Below are 14,568 nucleotides of genomic sequence, written 5' to 3'. Positions count from 1 at the left end.
TCACAGCCCCTGCACGCTCAGCGCGTGCACCGCCGCGCGCAGCTGCGCCTGCAGCTGCGCGCGTTCTTCCTTCCCGAGGCCGGCGGTCATGATGTTTTCCACTTCCACCACCTGCGCGTCGCAGTCGCGCAGGACCGCTTCGCCGGACGCCGTCAGGCTGATCTGGATGATGCGTCCGTGGGCCGGGTCCGGCCTGCGCTCGATCCAGCCCTTCCCCTCCATCTGCTTGACCATCTCGTTGGCCGACTGCGGCGAGATCATGGTGCGCGTCGCCAGCTGGGCGTTGGACAGCGAGCCGTACGCGCGGAACACCGACAGCGCGGTGTACTGCGGCACCGACAGGCCGTACGGCGCCAGGCTTTCGCGCAGGCGCTGGTTGAGGACGTGGTCGAGGCGTCCGGCCAGGTAGGCCAGGCCGGTCGGTTTTGCCGGCGTGGCGGCTGGCTGGGATTTTTTTTCGATTGCCATAAAAGATGCTTGTCAGGGAAAAGAGCTGCGTATAGTATAAGGCACATATCAGGTAGCCTGATACTACACAAACCACTGAGGAGACATTGTATGTCCAAATACGAAGCGCGCTGGCAGACCGTCAAGGTCGACGTCGACAACGGGATCGGCTGGATCACCCTGAACCGCCCGGAAAAGCGCAACGCCATGAGCCCGACCCTGAACCGCGAGATGATCGACGTGCTGGAAACGCTCGAACTGGACGACGAGGCCCAGGTGATCGTGCTGACCGGCGCCGGCGAGTCCTGGACCGCGGGCATGGATCTGAAGGAGTACTTCCGCGAGACCGACGGCAAGCCGGAAATCATGCAGGAGCGCATGCGCCGCGACTGCTCGCAATGGCAGTGGAAGCTGCTGCGCATGTACAGCAAGGCCACCATCGCGATGGTCAACGGCTGGTGCTTCGGCGGCGCCTTCTCGCCGCTGGTGGCCTGCGACCTGGCGATCGCCGCCGACGACGCCGTGTTCGGCCTGTCGGAAGTCAACTGGGGCATCCCGCCGGGCAACCTGGTCAGCAAGGCCGTGGCCGACACCATGGGCCACCGCCAGGCCCTCCACTACATCATGACCGGCGACACCTTTACCGGCAAGGAAGCGGCCGCGATGGGCCTGGTCAACAAGAGCGTGCCGAAGGAAGAGCTGCGCGACGCCGTGATCGAACTGGCCGGCAAGCTGCTGGAAAAGAACCCGGTGGTGCTGCGCTACGCGAAGATCGGCTTCAAGCGCTGCCGCGAACTGAGCTGGGACCAGAACGAGGACTACCTGTACGCCAAGACCGACCAGTCGAACTACCGCGACCCGGAAAAAGGCCGCAAGGAAGGCCTCAAGCAGTTCCTGGACGATAAGACGATCAAGCCGGGCCTGCAGACTTACAAGCGCAGCTGAGCGGGAAATACCCGACAATAAGAAGAATAACAAGCCTGGCGGCGCCCGTGCAGACGGGCAGCCGCCTTTCATCCAGTCACAGTGAGGAGACCTCATATGTTCAACGCAGATCTGCTGTGCGGCGGCGAAGCCCGCCCCGCCTCCAACGGCGCCACCTTCGAGCGCCATGATCCCGCCACTGGCGACGTCGCGACCCGCGCCGCCGCCGCCACCCTGGAAGATGCCGACGCCGCCGTCGAGGCCGCGCGCGCGGCCTTCCCGGCCTGGTCAGCGATGGCCCCCGGCGCCCGCCGCGCCCTGCTGCTGAAGGCCGCCGACGCCATGGAAGCGCTGCGCGGCCGCTTCGTCGAGACCGCCGTGCTTGAGGCCGGCGGCGCGCCGATGTGGTACCAGTTCAACGTGACCCTGGCCGCCAACATGCTGCGCGAAGCGGCTTCGATGACGACCCAGATCGGCGGCGAAGTCATTCCCTCCGACGTCCCCGGTTCGCTGGCGATGGGCGTGCGCCAGGCCTGCGGCGTGGTGGTCGGCATCGCGCCCTGGAATGCACCGATCATCCTCGGCACGCGCGCGCTGGCGATGCCCCTCGCCTGCGGCAACACGGTGGTGCTGAAATCGTCGGAGCTCTGCCCCGCCCTGCACCGCCTGATCGGCCAGGTGTTCACGGACGCCGGCTTCCCGCCGGGTGTCGTCAACGTCATCAGCAATGCGCCGCAAGATGCGCCCCAGGTGGTCGAGCGCCTGATCGCCCATCCGGCCGTGCGCCGCGTGAACTTTACCGGTTCGACCAAGGTCGGCCGCATCATCGCCCAGCAGGCGGCCAAGCACCTGAAGCCGGTGCTGCTGGAACTGGGCGGCAAGAACCCGGTGGTGGTGCTGGACGACGCCGATCTCGACGAAGCAGTCGAAGCGGCCGCCTTCTCCGCCTTCTTCAACCAGGGCCAGATCTGCATGTCGGCCGACCGCATCCTGGTCGACCGCAAGGTGGCCGACCGCTTCGTCGAGAAGCTGGCCGCCAAGACCGCCAAGCTGAAGGCTGCCCGCAGCGACGCCCCGCTGGCCGGCATGATCGACCCGGGCGCCGCGCTGCGCGTGGACGCCATGCTGCAGGATGCGCGCGCGCGCGGCGCGACCGTGACCCAGGCGGACGGCGGCGTGGACGGCAACATCATGCAGCCGGCCATCGTCGACGGCGTCACGCCCGAGATGCTGGTCTACCAGGAAGAATCCTTCGGCCCGATCGTCTCGGTGCTGCGCTTCGACAGCGACGAGGAAGCGATCCGCCTGGCCAACGATAGCGAATACGGCCTCTCGTCGAGCGTGTTCTCGCGCGACATCGGACGCGCGATGGCGGTGGCCCAGCGCATCGAATCGGGCATCTGCCACATCAACGGCCCGACCGTGCACGACGAAGCCCAGATGCCCTTCGGCGGCGTGAAAGGCAGCGGCTACGGACGCTTCGGCGGCAAGGCGGCGATCGCCGAGTTCACCGACCTGCGCTGGATCACGGTGCAGACCGGCCACCGCCACTACCCGATCTGAGCGGAGCTGCCATGACCCAATCGACGAATGGCTTCGATGGCGGCGGCAGCGAATCGGGCCGGACAGCGGGCGTTGCGAAGCGGCGCGAGATCGAACTCGGCAACCCCGAGATCGGCGCTTACCAGGTCGATGGGATCTGGCACGTCGATGCGATCACGCCGCTGGAGGACTTCCCGCCGCGCTTCACCGACCGCCTGGTCGAGGGCGCGCGCAGGCATCCCGAGCGCACCCTGGTGGCGCGCCGCGGCGCGGACGGCGAATGGATCCGCCTGTCCTACGCCGAGGTGCTGCAGCGCGTGCGCCGCATCGGCCAGGCCCTGCTCGACCGCGGCCTGTCGGCGGAGCGGCCGCTGGCCATCCTGTCCGGCAACGACCTCGAGCACTTCCAGCTGGCCCTTGGCGCGATGTACGCCGGGATCCCGTATGCGCCGCTGTCGCCGGCCTATTCGCTGGTCGCCACCGACCCGGCCAAGCTGGCCGACCTGATCGCCCAGCTGACGCCGGGCGCCATCTTCGCCTGCAACGGCACGGCTTTCGCGCGCGCGATCCAGGCCGTGATGCCGGCCGGCGCGGAACTGATCCTGTGCGACGGCGAAGTGCCCGGCCACGCCGCCACCCGCTTCTCGGACCTGCTGGAGACGGTAGCGACCACCATCGACGCCCGCAACGAGGAAGTTGGCCCCGGCACCATCGCCAAGTTCCTGTTCACCTCCGGCTCGACCAAGAAGCCGAAGGCGGTGATCACCACCCACGGCATGCTGACCAGTAACCAGCAGATGCTGCTGCAGACCTTCCCCTTCTTCGGCAAGGAGCCGCCGGTGCTGCTCGACTGGCTGCCCTGGAACCATACCTTCGGCGGCAGCCACAACGTCGGCATCGTGCTGTACAACGGCGGCACGCTCTATATCGACGATGCCCGCCCGACCCCGCGCGACTTCGCCGTCACGCTCCATAACCTGCGCGAGATCGCGCCGACCGTCTACTTCAACATCCCGGCCGGCTGGGAAATGCTGACCGAGGCCCTGGAAACCGACGCCGCCCTCGCCGCCAACTTCTTCTCGCGCGTGAAGCTGTTCTTCTGCGCCGGCGCCGGCCTGTCGCAAGCGGCCTGGGAGCGCCTCGACAAGGTGGCGATCGCCTGCTGCGGCGAATCGATCCGCATCATGACCGGCCTCGGCATGACCGAGACCTCGCCCTCCTGCACCTTCGGCACCGGGCCGATCGTGGGCGCCGGCTATGTCGGCGTGCCGGCGCCGGGCTGCAAGGTCAAGCTGGTGCCCGTCGGCGACAAGCTGGAAGCGCGCTTCCACGGCCCGCACGTGACGCCGGGCTACTGGCGCGCGCCCCACCTGACGGCCGAAGCCTTCGACGACGACGGCTACTACTGCACCGGCGACGCCCTGCGCTTCTTCGACGAGAACCGGCCGGAACTCGGCTTCATGTTCGATGGCCGCATCGCCGAGGACTTCAAGCTCAGCACCGGCACTTTCGTCAGCGTCGGTCCGCTGCGGGCCCGGGTGGTCAGCATGGGCGCGCCTTATGTGCAGGACGCGGTGGTGACGGGCCTGAACCGCCCCGTCATCGGCCTGATGGTGTTCCCGCGCCTCGAGCACTGCCGCGAACTGTCCGGCCTCGGAGCGGATGCTTCGGCGGCCGAGGTGCTGGCCAGCGCGCCGGTGCGCAGCTTTTTCAAGAACCTGCTGCGCGAGCTGAATCGCGACGCCAGCGGTTCGTCGAAGCGGGTCGACCGCCTGCTGCTGCTGGCCGAACCGCCCTCGATCGACCACCGCGAACAGACCGACAAGGGCTCGATCAACCAGGCCGCGGTCCTGCAGCGCCGCGCCGCCCTGGTCGAGGCGATGTATGACGGCAGCGAGGAGCAAACCATCGTCGCCGACTGAGACGTAAGGAACAAGAGTCACAACAACAGGCAGCACTCATACAACGAGGAGACAGCATGAAACTGAAGACACTGGCATGCATCGGACTGGCCTTTCTACCCTTCGCCGGCACGTCCGCCTATGCCCAGGAAGGCGACACCATCAAGATCGGCGTGATCGCGGCCCTGACCGGCCCCTTCGTCCAGATCGGCAAGCCCTTCGAGGACGGCATCAAGACCTATATGCATCAGTACGGCGACAAGGTGGCCGGCAAGAAGATCGAGATCCTGTACCGCGACGACGGCGGCAGCAACGTGGAACTCTCGAAGCGCGCCGCCCAGGAGCTGATCGGCCGCGAGAAGGTCAGCTTCCTGATCGGCTTTTCGTTGACCCCGAGCGCGCTGGCGGTGGCGCCGGTCGCCACCCAGGGCAAGGTGCCGATGATCGTCATGAACGCCGTCACCACCGGCATCACGGCCAAGTCGCCCTATATGCTGCGCACCTCGATGACGATGCAGCAGATGACCGAACCCTTCGGCGACTGGACCGCGAAGAACAAGATCGGCAAGGTGTATTCGCTGGTGAGCGACTACAGCACCGGCGTCGACGCCGAGGCACGCTTCACCAAGGGCTTCACCGAAGGCGGCGGCAAGATCGTCGGCTCGGCGCGGGTGCCGCTGGCGAATCCGGACTACTCGCCCTTCGTCCAGCGCATCAAGGACCAGAAGCCGGATGCCGTGTTCTTCTTCGCCCCCGGTGTCGAGGATGGCGTCGGCATGCTGAAGGCCTATAGCGACAAGGGCCTGGACAAGGCCGGCATCAAGTTCCTCGGCGTGGGCGACATGACCAGCGACAGCCCGACCCTGGAAGCCCTGGGCGACCGTGCGCTGGGCGCGGTGACGGTGCTGAACTACTCGACCGCGCTCGACAACGAGGTCAACAAGTCCTTCCTGAAGGCCTATGCGGCGGCCAATCCGAACCGCCCGGCGCCGACCTTCGTCACCGTGGCCGCCTACGACACCATGGGCATGATCTACGAGACCATCCGCAAACTGAACGGCAAGGTGACCGGCGACGCCGCCGTCAAGACCCTGACCGGCATGAAGTGGAACAGCCCGCGCGGACCGATCAGCATCGATCCGAAAACCCGCGACATCGTACAGAACATGTACATCCGCGAAGTCAAGAAGGTCAACGGCAAACTGGTCAACGAACCGATCGGCGTCCTCAAGGACGTCATGCCCGACTAAGCAGCAAACCCCGCCATCGCAGTAAGCCGCCGCGGCCTCCACCAGGGCCGCGCGGGTCCCGTTCGTCCCCACGTTTTGTATTCGATCTGTCATTTTGCAGAGGACCAGACACGTATGAACACGCGACACACCACTACCGCTACCACCATCGCCGCGGCGCTCGCCGCCCTGCTGCTTGCCGCCTGCAGCGACAACGACAGCCCGCCCGCCGCCGACAACCCGCCCGTCACGCCGCCGGTGCAGGCCCTGCCGCAACTGGGCGCGGCCACCGGCGCCAGCATGGCGAGCTGCGCCGACCTGGCAGCCAGGCTCACCTATCCCGACACCACCATCAGCGCCGTCAATGCGATCGCCGCCGGCACCATCAGCGTGGGCGGCAAGCCGGTGCCCGCCCACTGCCAGGTGCTGGGCGAGATGCTGCGCCGTACCAGCCCGGTCGACGGCAAGAGCTATGCGATCGGCTTCGAGATGCGCCTGCCGCTCAACTGGAACGGCCGCTTCTTCTACCAGGCCAACGGCGGCGTCGACGGCAGCGTCGCCAGCGCCCTCGGGCCGGTGGGCGGCGGCGGGCCCCTCGACAATGCACTGAACCAGGGCTTTGCCGTGATCAGCTCGGACGCCGGCCACGGCGCGCCGACGCCCTTCTTCGGCATCGATCCGCAGGCGCGGCTCGACTACGGCTACCAGGCGGTCGGCAAGCTGACGCCGATGGCCAAGGCCGTGATCAAGGCCGCCTACGGCAAGGCGCCGGACCGCTCGTACATCGGCGGCTGTTCGAACGGCGGCCGCCACACCATGGTGGCGGCGGCGCGCTACGCCGACCAGTACGACGGCTTCCTGGTGGGCGACCCCGGCTTCCGCCTGCCGCTGGCGGCGATCGCCAACATCGCCGGCGGCAAGACCTATGCCGCGCTGGCCTCGACGCCGGGCGACCTCGGCACCGGCTTCACCCAGGCCGAACGGGCGCTGGTCTCGAATGCGGTGCTGGGCAAGTGCGACGCCCTCGACGGCGCCGCCGACGGCCTGGTGCAGGATACCAAGGCCTGCCAGGCCGCCTTCGACATCAACCGCGACGTACCGAGCTGCGGCGGCGCGCGCGACGGCACCTGCCTGACCACGGCCCAGAAGAGCGGCATCGCCGCCCTGTTCGCCGGCGCGAAGACCGAAAGCGGCAAGCCGATCTACACCAGCTTCCCCTGGGATGCCGGGCTGGCGACCAACGGCTGGGCGAGCTGGAAGTTCAGCTCCCCGATCGACCGCGATGCCGGCGCGGTCGGCCTGATCTGGCAGGTGCCGCCGGAAGACCCCGCCACCTTCGACGGCCGCAGCTTCGTGCTGAACGGCAGCCTGGACACGATGCTGGCGAAGATCAACGCGACCAATGGCATCTACACGGAGAACGCGCTGTCCTTCATGACGCCGCCGAATCCATCCAACCTGGCCGCCCTGAAGAACCGCGGCGCCAAGATGCTGGTCTACCACGGCACCAGCGACCCGATCTTCTCGAGCGACGACACCACGTCCTGGTATGAAGCGCTGCGCACGGCCAACGGCGGCGACGCCGCGAACTTCGCGCGCTTCTTCCGGGTGCCCGGCATGAACCACTGTTCCGGCGGCCCTGCCACCGACCAGTTCGACATGCTGACGCCGCTCGTCGCCTGGGTCGAAAAAGGCCAGGCGCCGGACACGGTGACGGCAGCGGCCCGCGGCAGCGGAAATGCCGGCGGCGTGAACGCCGACCTGCCGGCCAACTGGTCGGCCTCGCGCACCCGTCCGCTGTGCGCCTATCCGAAGGTCGCGCGCTACAAGGGCAGCGGCAGCGTCGACGACGCCGCCAACTTCAGCTGCCAGTAATCCTCCTTCCCCTTCCATGGCCGCATGTCAATCTTGGCATGCGGCCATGCCGTTCTCCGCTTGCCAGGCAGGCCGCCCCGGCGTAGCGTCCTCGTTCAGACCATCTACCCGCTCCGCATGAGCATGCGCCGTGCTCAAGCGGACGCATCCGTATTTATACTTACGCGAATTTACTTCACAAATGAACTATCCAGTACTAAAATATGTCCTGTACCTAATCTTTTCCACTGGTCCTCCTTCAATGAGGTGAACATCATGAACCTGAAAACCCTGATCCCCGTCGTCCTCGTCGCCGCCCTGGCCGGCTGCGCGTCCACCAATAGCAATGTCGCCTCCAACGACCCGGTCCGCGCCCGCGTCCAGGCCGAACTGGCACAAGCCAGGGCCGACGGCACTTACCCGCTGACCGAAGCGCAATACGTCTATCCGAACTGGCCCGAACTGCACAAGGCACCCTGAAGCCTGCGAATGCACTCTTTCGGCCGCGTCGGTGCGATAATCGGCACTTTGAAAAGCTGCAAGGAATGCAATGAGTGATTTTGGTCCGACCGAACAGCGCCTGCGGCGAGTCCAGGCCCGCGTCCCCGGATTCCCGTTCGAGAAGATGCTGTTGGTCCGGATGGCCTACCATCTGCAGAAGAACCTGCGCGACAGGAGCAATGCCGCGCTGCGGCAGTACGAGCTGGGCGACACCCACTACATGGTGCTGGCGATCCTGTATGGCAGCGTCGACGAGACCTCGACCGCCTCGGAGCTGAGCGAAGCCTGCAACGAGAAGCCCGCCAACCTGACGCGCGTGTGCGACGAGCTGGCGGCCAAGTCCCTGGTCCGGCGCGGCCCCAAGCCGGGCGACCGCCGCGCGGTGATGATTTCCCTTAGCGACGAGGGCCGCGTGCTGATCGAGCGCATCCTGCCCGAGGTCTCCGCCGCCACCACCGCCGCCTTCGCCGGCTTCACGCCGGCCGAGCTGGAAACCCTGGCCAGCCTTAACGCGCGGGTGCTGCGGAACCTCGATACGAAAGCCTGAGCGCTCAGGCCCTCGCCAGGCGTTCGATGACCCGCCGCGCGCGATTCGGACCCACGTCGACGTGGATGTCGACCTGCGGCGCGCCGGGATGGCGCAGCATGTTGCGGTACTGGGCTTCGATCACCACCTTGTCCTCCTCGAAAGTCAGCGCGGTCTGGTCGAACACGACGCCGCTGACGTCCGGCCGCTCCGGGTGGCTGTTGGACGCCATGGTCCACATATAGTGGGCAGTGGTGTCGGTTTCCGGCGTGATCGCATGAAAGCCGCGCATGTGGAAGCCGCCGCGCTGCGGGTCCGTCATGTCCTCGGTGCCGGCGTCGGCACCGCCGGTCCAGATGTTCAGGTGGCTGACGTTGAACTCCACTTCCTGCCAGCGGTCGATCCTGCCCTTGAAGGGCCAGGCGTCGAGGTAGGTCGGCGGCGGCGCCGAATCCGGCATGTAGCGCAGCACCCTGACCTGGTCGCCGCTGGCCTCCACCTTCAGCTCGGCGTTCATGTGCACGGCCGCGTTGCCGCCGATGGTCTTCAGGTGCACGTAGCCCAGGTGGCTGAGGTCCAGCAGGTTATCGTGGATCAGCTGGTAGGGCGCGTCGTAGTGGAACACGTCGCCCTTGAAGGTGTAGCGCGGATCGCGGTGCACCCAGTAATCCGGCGGGTCGATCGTCGGCTGGCCACCCTCTTCGCGCGGCATCCAGATCCACAGGATGCTGTCCTTCTCGCTCAGCACATACGACTTCACCTTCGCCTTGCCCGGGATGCGCTCCTGGCCGGGCACCTCCAGGCAGGCGCCGTCCGGCGCGAACAGCAGGCCGTGGTAGCCGCAGCGCACGCCGCGGTTCTCGACCGTGCCGCAGGACAGCGGCAGCGACTTGTGGCAGCAGCGGTCTTCCAGCGCGGCGGCCACGCCTTCGCCGGTGCGGAACATCACGACGTTCCGGTTCAGCAGGGTCCGGGCCAGCGGCCGGTCCTTCAACTCCCAGGAAAACCCGGCGACATACCATTGATCGAGCGGGAACATGGCTAATCTCCTTATGAATGCGCGGCTTACTTGGCCGGGTCCTTGACCGCGTCGAAGCGGTCGATCTCGGTGGCCACCAGCCTGCCGTCGCGCTTGTCGATGCGGCGGATGTAGATGGTCTGGACGATGTCGCGGGTGGCCGGATCGATGGTCACCGTGCCGCGCGGGCTGCTGCTGGTATAGCCCTTGAGCGCCTGCATGAAGGCCGCGCCGCCCGGTTTGCCGCCGGTCTTGGCCAGGGTCTTGGCGATCAGCGCCATGCCGTCGTAGGAAGACGCCGCCAGGAAGCTGGGTTGCATGCGCCCGCCCACCGTCTTGCCGAAGGCGTCGACGAAGCTGGCGTTGTCGGCGCCCGGCCGGGTATAGGAATAGAAGCCCGAGGAATAGATGCCGACCAGGGAATCGCCGCCCGCCTTCAGCACGTCCTCGTCGCCCCAGCCCTCGCCGCCCAGGAAGCGGATGTTCGCCTTGTCCAGGCCCTTCTCGCGGTAGGCCTTGGTGAAGGCCACCATCGGCTGGCCGTTCGGCAGGAAGACGTGGATGGCGTCCGGCTTCTCGTCCTTGACGCGCTGGACGAAGGCGCCGTAGTCGACGCTACCCAGCGGCATGCGCACCGAGCCGACGATCTTGCCGCCCAGGCCAGTGAAGGTCTTGTTGAACCAGGTCTCGGCATCGATGCCCGGCGCGTAGTCGGCCACCACGGTGAACACGCGGCGCGCCCCGGTGCGGTAGGCCCATTCCGCCAGCGGCTTGGCCGACTGCGCGATCGTGTAGGAGACCCGGGTCACGTAGGGCGAGCGCGCGGTCAGGCTCGAAGCGGCGGCGTTCATCACCACCATCGGCGTCCTGCTCTGGTCGGCGACGCCGGCGGCGGCCATCGCATTCGGCGTGAACACGAAGCCGGCCAGCACGTCCACGTGGTCGCGCGTGACCAGCTCGTTCGCCAGGCGCTTGGCGATGTCCGGCTGGGTGCCGGTATCGTCCTTGTAGATGACTTCGATGCGCTTGCCGGCCACCTTGTCGCCGTTCAGGCGCAGCCAGGTGTCGATCCCGGCCTTCATCTGCGCGCCGCTCTCGGCGGCGGGGCCGCTGAGCGAGGTGATAACGCCGATCCGGATCGTGTCGTCCTGGGCCTGGACGGCGCCGCCGGCAAGCGATGCCGCGATCAGGCAAGCGCCGAGAGTGAACCTGTTCATGCATGTCTCCTGTCGTTGTAGTGCATGCAATCATAGGCCGCTTGTGTTATATCTCAAGACAATTCAGAGAATAACGTTTATTCGATATTTAGATATGAGCACGGACGCCGGATTCGACCTCAACCTGCTGCCGGTGGTACTGGCCATCGCCGAGGAGCGCAGCGTCAGCCGCGCCGCCCAGCGCCTCGGCTGGAGCCAGCCCAAGGTCAGCATCGCCCTCAACAAGCTGCGCGTGGCGCTCGGCGATCCGCTGTTCGTGCGCGGCTCGCACGGCATGTCGCCGACGCCGCGCGCCACCGCCCTGCTGGGGCCGACGCGCGAGATCCTGGGCCGCGTGAAGACCGAGGTGCTGGCCAGCACCCGCTTCGAGCCGGGCGAGACCACGCGCCGCTTCACCTTCGCGCTGTCGGACATCGGCGAGATGACCTTCCTGCCGAAACTGCTGGCCTACCTGCAGGCCCACGCGCCGCATGCCACGGTGCGCTCGGTCACCCTGCCGCCGGAGGAGATCGCGGCGGGTCTGGAATCCGGCGAGATCGACCTCGCCCTCGGCTACTTCCCGGACCTGAAGGCGCGCAACTTCTTCCAGCAGCGCCTGTTCACCCACAACTTCATCAGCCTGCTCAACGCGCGGCACCGGATCAAGGGCGAGCGGATCTCGATGGCGGACTTCCTGCGCATCGGCCATGCGGTCATTCGCGCGGAGGGGCGCAGCCAGGAGATCTTCGAACAGCTGCTGGCCAAGCACAAGATCGAACGGCGGGTGGTGCTGTCGACGCCGCACTTCATGTCGATCCCCTTCATCATCGCTTCCACCGACCTGCTGGTGACGGTGCCGTATGCGGTCGGCGAATCCTTCGCGCGCATCGCCAGCATCCGCCTGATCCAGCCGCCGCTGGAAATCCCGCAGTTCGACCTGAAGCAGTACTGGCACCGCAAATTTCACAAGGACGAGCCGAACGTGTGGATCCGCACGGTGGTGGCGAAACTGTTCGCCGACCGCGCCGGGCGTTAATGCTCCTCGGCGGCCGCCTGCGCCAGCGCCACGAAGGCTTCCGCCAGCGGGCCGCCGCCTTCGGTGTGGCGGGCCAGCAGCATCGAGGTGGTGGCTTCCGGGTCGGCCAGGGGGCGGTAGACCACGCCCTCCATGTGGATGCCTTCGAAGGAACCCGGCAGCACCGAGATGCCGCAGCCGGCCGCCACCAGGCCGATGATGGTCGAGGGCTCGCCCGCCTCCATCGCGATGTGGGGCGTGAAGCCGGCGGCGCGGCACAGCTCGAAGATCTGGTGGTAGATGCCGGTGCCCGCATCCTTGGGGAACACGACGAAGGCCTGGCCGGCCAGGTCCTTCACGGCGATGCTTTCCTGCCGCGCCAGCGGCGAATCGGTCGGCAGCACCAGCCGCAGCGGATCGCTGCGCAGCTTCGTCAGCGCCACCTTGTGCGGCAGCTGCATCGAGGCCGGGCGCACGAAGCCGACATCCAGTTCGCGCGCCTCGATCTTCGCCAGCTGGTGCAGGGTCGTCATCTCCTGGAAGCTCAGCAGCACGCGCGGATAAGCCTGGCGGTAGCGCCGCACGACCTTGGCGAACAGCGGCGTGAAGGGTGTCGAAAAGGTGAAGCCGACCCGCAACTCGCCCGCTTCGCCCATGTGGGCGCGGTGCGCGGTTTCCTTGGCCTGCTCGGCCAGCGCCAGCATGCGCCGCGCGTCCGCCAGGAACAGGCGGCCGGCTTCGGTCAGCAGCACGCGCCGCTTGTTCCGCTCCAGCAGCCTGGCGCCGATCTCGGCTTCCAGCGCCTGGATCTGCTGGCTCAGCGGCGGCTGGCCGATGTGCAGGCGCTCGGCGGCGCGCGTAAAGCTCAGTTCTTCCGCCACGGCGACGAAGTAACGCAGATGCCGAAGTTCCATGTTATCTGTTTAAACGATAAGTAGAGCCACAAATATATATTGGACAGATGGCTCGCGCAATCCTAGGATGGAGTATCAAAGCCTCACGCCTAGCGCCATGTCCAGCCCCACCGCCGTCCCCGCCTACCGCCGCACCAACCGCGCCCTGTTCTTCGGCGGTTTCTCCTGCTTTGCCCTGCTCTACTGCGTGCAGCCGCTGATGCCGCTGCTGGCCCGCGATTTCGCCCTCACGCCGGCGCAGAGCAGCCTGTCGCTGTCGATGGCGACCGCCGCGCTGGCCTTCTCGCTGCTGTGCTCTTCCGTCATCTCCGACCGCGTCGGCCGCAAGAACCTGATGGTGGTGGCGCTGGTGGTGGCCGCCGCGATGACGGTGCTGTCGGCATTCGCGCGCAGCTATACCGAGCTGCTGGTGGCGCGCACCCTGCTCGGCCTGGCGCTGGGCGGCATGCCGGCGGTGGCGATGGCCTACCTCAGCGAAGAGATCGAACCGGCCTCGCTGGGCGTCTCGATGGGCCTCCTCATCAGCGGCAATGCCTTCGGCGGCATGCTGGGCCGGATGCTGGCCTCGACCCTGTCCGACTTCCTGTCCTGGCGCGTGGCGCTGGGTACGATGGGCGTGGCCGGCCTGCTGGCGGCCTGGGAATTCTGGCGCAGCCTGCCCGCCTCGCGCAACTTCAAACCTTCCTCGGGCGGCCTGGCGATGACCCTGCACGGCCTGCGCCGCCACTTCGGCGACGACGGCCTGCCCTGGCTGTTCGGCCTGTCCTTCCTGCTGATGGGCTGCTTCGTGAGCGCCTACAACTTCATCGGCTTCCGCCTGCTGGGCGCGCCCTACGGCCTGCGCCAGAGCGTGGTCGGGGGAATCTCCCTGCTCTACCTGCTCGGCATCTTCAGCTCGGTCTGGGCCGGCCGCCGCGCCGACCGCCTGGGCCGCCGCCACGTGCTGTGGTCCGTGATGGGGACCATGTTCGCCGGCCTGCTGCTGACCATGGCGCACAACCTGGTGCTGATCGTCGCCGGCATGGCCATCTTCACCTTCGGCTTCTTCGCCTCGCACTCGATCGCCAGCAGCTGGGTGGGCCGCCGCGCCCGCACCCAGCAGGCACTGGCCTCGGCGCTCTACCTGTGCTTCTACTACCTCGGCTCCAGCGTGGTCGGCTGGCTGTGCGGCTTCCTGTGGGAGCACGGCGGCTGGGGCGGCGTCGTCATGCTGCTCGGGAGCCTGCTGGCGGCGGCGCTGCTGATCTCGCTGCGCCTGCGCAGGCTGGCGCCGCTCGGCCAGGCGCTGGCGCCGGCTTAAGAGTCATCCAACCCGTTTCGGTGGTCTACCGATGCCGGGATCCGATTCGCCAGCGTAATGGCTTCCCACCAGAGCCGGTGCGCATCGCGCTACGAACGATGCGCACGTCGCGGATGACGGGATCGGAACCGCCCCAAAGCAGGCGTTACTATTTCAAGCCTTTACGTCACTGCTATTCCGCACGGTCATCGGAAGGTGGCT

Annotated in this window: 13 protein-coding genes; 9 read left to right on the top strand and 4 right to left on the bottom strand. The window is 67.1% G+C overall.

What is annotated here, in order from left to right:
- On the bottom strand, window positions 1-462 hold the full coding sequence (locus tag AC1DOQ_RS08095; RefSeq protein ID WP_477362045.1) for a MarR family winged helix-turn-helix transcriptional regulator: 462 nt from the start codon (window positions 460-462) through the stop codon (window positions 1-3).
- A 96-nt stretch (window positions 463-558) separates the two neighbouring features.
- On the opposite strand from AC1DOQ_RS08095, the gene AC1DOQ_RS08090 reads away from it, so the two are divergent.
- From AC1DOQ_RS08090 to AC1DOQ_RS08060, 7 genes are all read left to right on the top strand, one after another.
- The gene (locus AC1DOQ_RS08090) at window positions 559-1,392 is read left to right on the top strand and encodes a p-hydroxycinnamoyl CoA hydratase/lyase (protein ID WP_477361983.1); all 834 of its coding nucleotides are present in this window, start codon (window positions 559-561) and stop codon (window positions 1,390-1,392) included.
- 96 nt (window positions 1,393-1,488) lie between these two features.
- A complete protein-coding gene (locus AC1DOQ_RS08085; protein WP_477361981.1) occupies window positions 1,489-2,934 on the top strand; it encodes an aldehyde dehydrogenase in 1,446 nt (481 codons plus the stop codon).
- An 11-nt stretch (window positions 2,935-2,945) separates the two neighbouring features.
- Entirely contained in the window at window positions 2,946-4,835 is a 1,890-nt protein-coding gene (locus AC1DOQ_RS08080; protein WP_477361979.1) for a feruloyl-CoA synthase, read from the top strand.
- 56 nt (window positions 4,836-4,891) lie between these two features.
- Window positions 4,892-6,064, top strand: coding sequence for an ABC transporter substrate-binding protein (locus AC1DOQ_RS08075; protein ID WP_477361977.1), 1,173 nt, complete (start codon window positions 4,892-4,894; stop codon window positions 6,062-6,064).
- Between the two features lie 114 nt (window positions 6,065-6,178).
- Window positions 6,179-7,918: a tannase/feruloyl esterase family alpha/beta hydrolase gene (locus AC1DOQ_RS08070; protein WP_477361975.1), complete on the top strand. Its 1,740-nt coding sequence runs from the start codon at window positions 6,179-6,181 to the stop codon at window positions 7,916-7,918.
- Between the two features lie 255 nt (window positions 7,919-8,173).
- A complete protein-coding gene (locus AC1DOQ_RS08065; RefSeq protein ID WP_477361973.1) occupies window positions 8,174-8,377 on the top strand; it encodes a DUF4148 domain-containing protein in 204 nt (67 codons plus the stop codon).
- A gap of 70 nt (window positions 8,378-8,447) precedes the next feature.
- Entirely contained in the window at window positions 8,448-8,945 is a 498-nt protein-coding gene (locus AC1DOQ_RS08060; protein ID WP_477361971.1) for a MarR family winged helix-turn-helix transcriptional regulator, read from the top strand.
- 4 nt (window positions 8,946-8,949) lie between these two features.
- Here the strand turns inward: AC1DOQ_RS08060 and AC1DOQ_RS08055 are convergent, their stop codons facing one another.
- Both AC1DOQ_RS08055 and AC1DOQ_RS08050 read right to left on the bottom strand, forming a co-directional pair.
- A complete protein-coding gene (locus AC1DOQ_RS08055) occupies window positions 8,950-9,963 on the bottom strand; it encodes a Rieske 2Fe-2S domain-containing protein (protein ID WP_477361969.1) in 1,014 nt (337 codons plus the stop codon).
- Between the two features lie 26 nt (window positions 9,964-9,989).
- Complete coding sequence (locus tag AC1DOQ_RS08050) at window positions 9,990-11,159, bottom strand: ABC transporter substrate-binding protein (RefSeq protein WP_477361967.1); 1,170 nt, start codon at window positions 11,157-11,159, stop codon at window positions 9,990-9,992.
- 94 nt (window positions 11,160-11,253) lie between these two features.
- Here AC1DOQ_RS08050 and AC1DOQ_RS08045 point away from each other — a divergent pair, with 94 nt between their 5' ends.
- Window positions 11,254-12,174 (top strand): LysR family transcriptional regulator, encoded by a 921-nt coding sequence (locus AC1DOQ_RS08045; RefSeq protein WP_477361965.1) that lies wholly within the window; start codon window positions 11,254-11,256, stop codon window positions 12,172-12,174.
- Here the strand turns inward: AC1DOQ_RS08045 and AC1DOQ_RS08040 are convergent.
- Window positions 12,171-13,067: a LysR substrate-binding domain-containing protein gene (locus AC1DOQ_RS08040; RefSeq protein ID WP_477361963.1), complete on the bottom strand. Its 897-nt coding sequence runs from the start codon at window positions 13,065-13,067 to the stop codon at window positions 12,171-12,173. The two genes, AC1DOQ_RS08045 and AC1DOQ_RS08040, sit on opposite strands and share 4 nt — an antisense overlap.
- Window positions 13,068-13,164: 97 nt before the next feature.
- On the opposite strand from AC1DOQ_RS08040, the gene AC1DOQ_RS08035 reads away from it, so the two are divergent.
- On the top strand, window positions 13,165-14,367 hold the full coding sequence (locus tag AC1DOQ_RS08035; protein WP_477361961.1) for an MFS transporter: 1,203 nt from the start codon (window positions 13,165-13,167) through the stop codon (window positions 14,365-14,367).
- Window positions 14,368-14,568: the final 201 nt, after the last annotated feature.

The sequence above is a fragment of the Massilia sp. 01N417 genome (assembly GCF_056399645.1).
This window is presented reverse-complemented; position numbering and strand designations above follow the sequence as displayed.

Coding starts and splice junctions, on each gene's coding strand:
- AC1DOQ_RS08090 (WP_477361983.1), top strand. CDS start 559: ATGTCCAAATACGAAGCGCGCTGGCAGACCGTCAAGGTCGACGTCGAC.
- AC1DOQ_RS08085 (WP_477361981.1), top strand. CDS start 1,489: ATGTTCAACGCAGATCTGCTGTGCGGCGGCGAAGCCCGCCCCGCCTCC.
- AC1DOQ_RS08080 (WP_477361979.1), top strand. CDS start 2,946: ATGACCCAATCGACGAATGGCTTCGATGGCGGCGGCAGCGAATCGGGC.
- AC1DOQ_RS08075 (WP_477361977.1), top strand. CDS start 4,892: ATGAAACTGAAGACACTGGCATGCATCGGACTGGCCTTTCTACCCTTC.
- AC1DOQ_RS08070 (WP_477361975.1), top strand. CDS start 6,179: ATGAACACGCGACACACCACTACCGCTACCACCATCGCCGCGGCGCTC.
- AC1DOQ_RS08065 (WP_477361973.1), top strand. CDS start 8,174: ATGAACCTGAAAACCCTGATCCCCGTCGTCCTCGTCGCCGCCCTGGCC.
- AC1DOQ_RS08060 (WP_477361971.1), top strand. CDS start 8,448: ATGAGTGATTTTGGTCCGACCGAACAGCGCCTGCGGCGAGTCCAGGCC.
- AC1DOQ_RS08055 (WP_477361969.1), bottom strand. CDS start 9,963: ATGTTCCCGCTCGATCAATGGTATGTCGCCGGGTTTTCCTGGGAGTTG.
- AC1DOQ_RS08050 (WP_477361967.1), bottom strand. CDS start 11,159: ATGAACAGGTTCACTCTCGGCGCTTGCCTGATCGCGGCATCGCTTGCC.
- AC1DOQ_RS08045 (WP_477361965.1), top strand. CDS start 11,254: ATGAGCACGGACGCCGGATTCGACCTCAACCTGCTGCCGGTGGTACTG.
- AC1DOQ_RS08040 (WP_477361963.1), bottom strand. CDS start 13,067: ATGGAACTTCGGCATCTGCGTTACTTCGTCGCCGTGGCGGAAGAACTG.
- AC1DOQ_RS08035 (WP_477361961.1), top strand. CDS start 13,165: ATGTCCAGCCCCACCGCCGTCCCCGCCTACCGCCGCACCAACCGCGCC.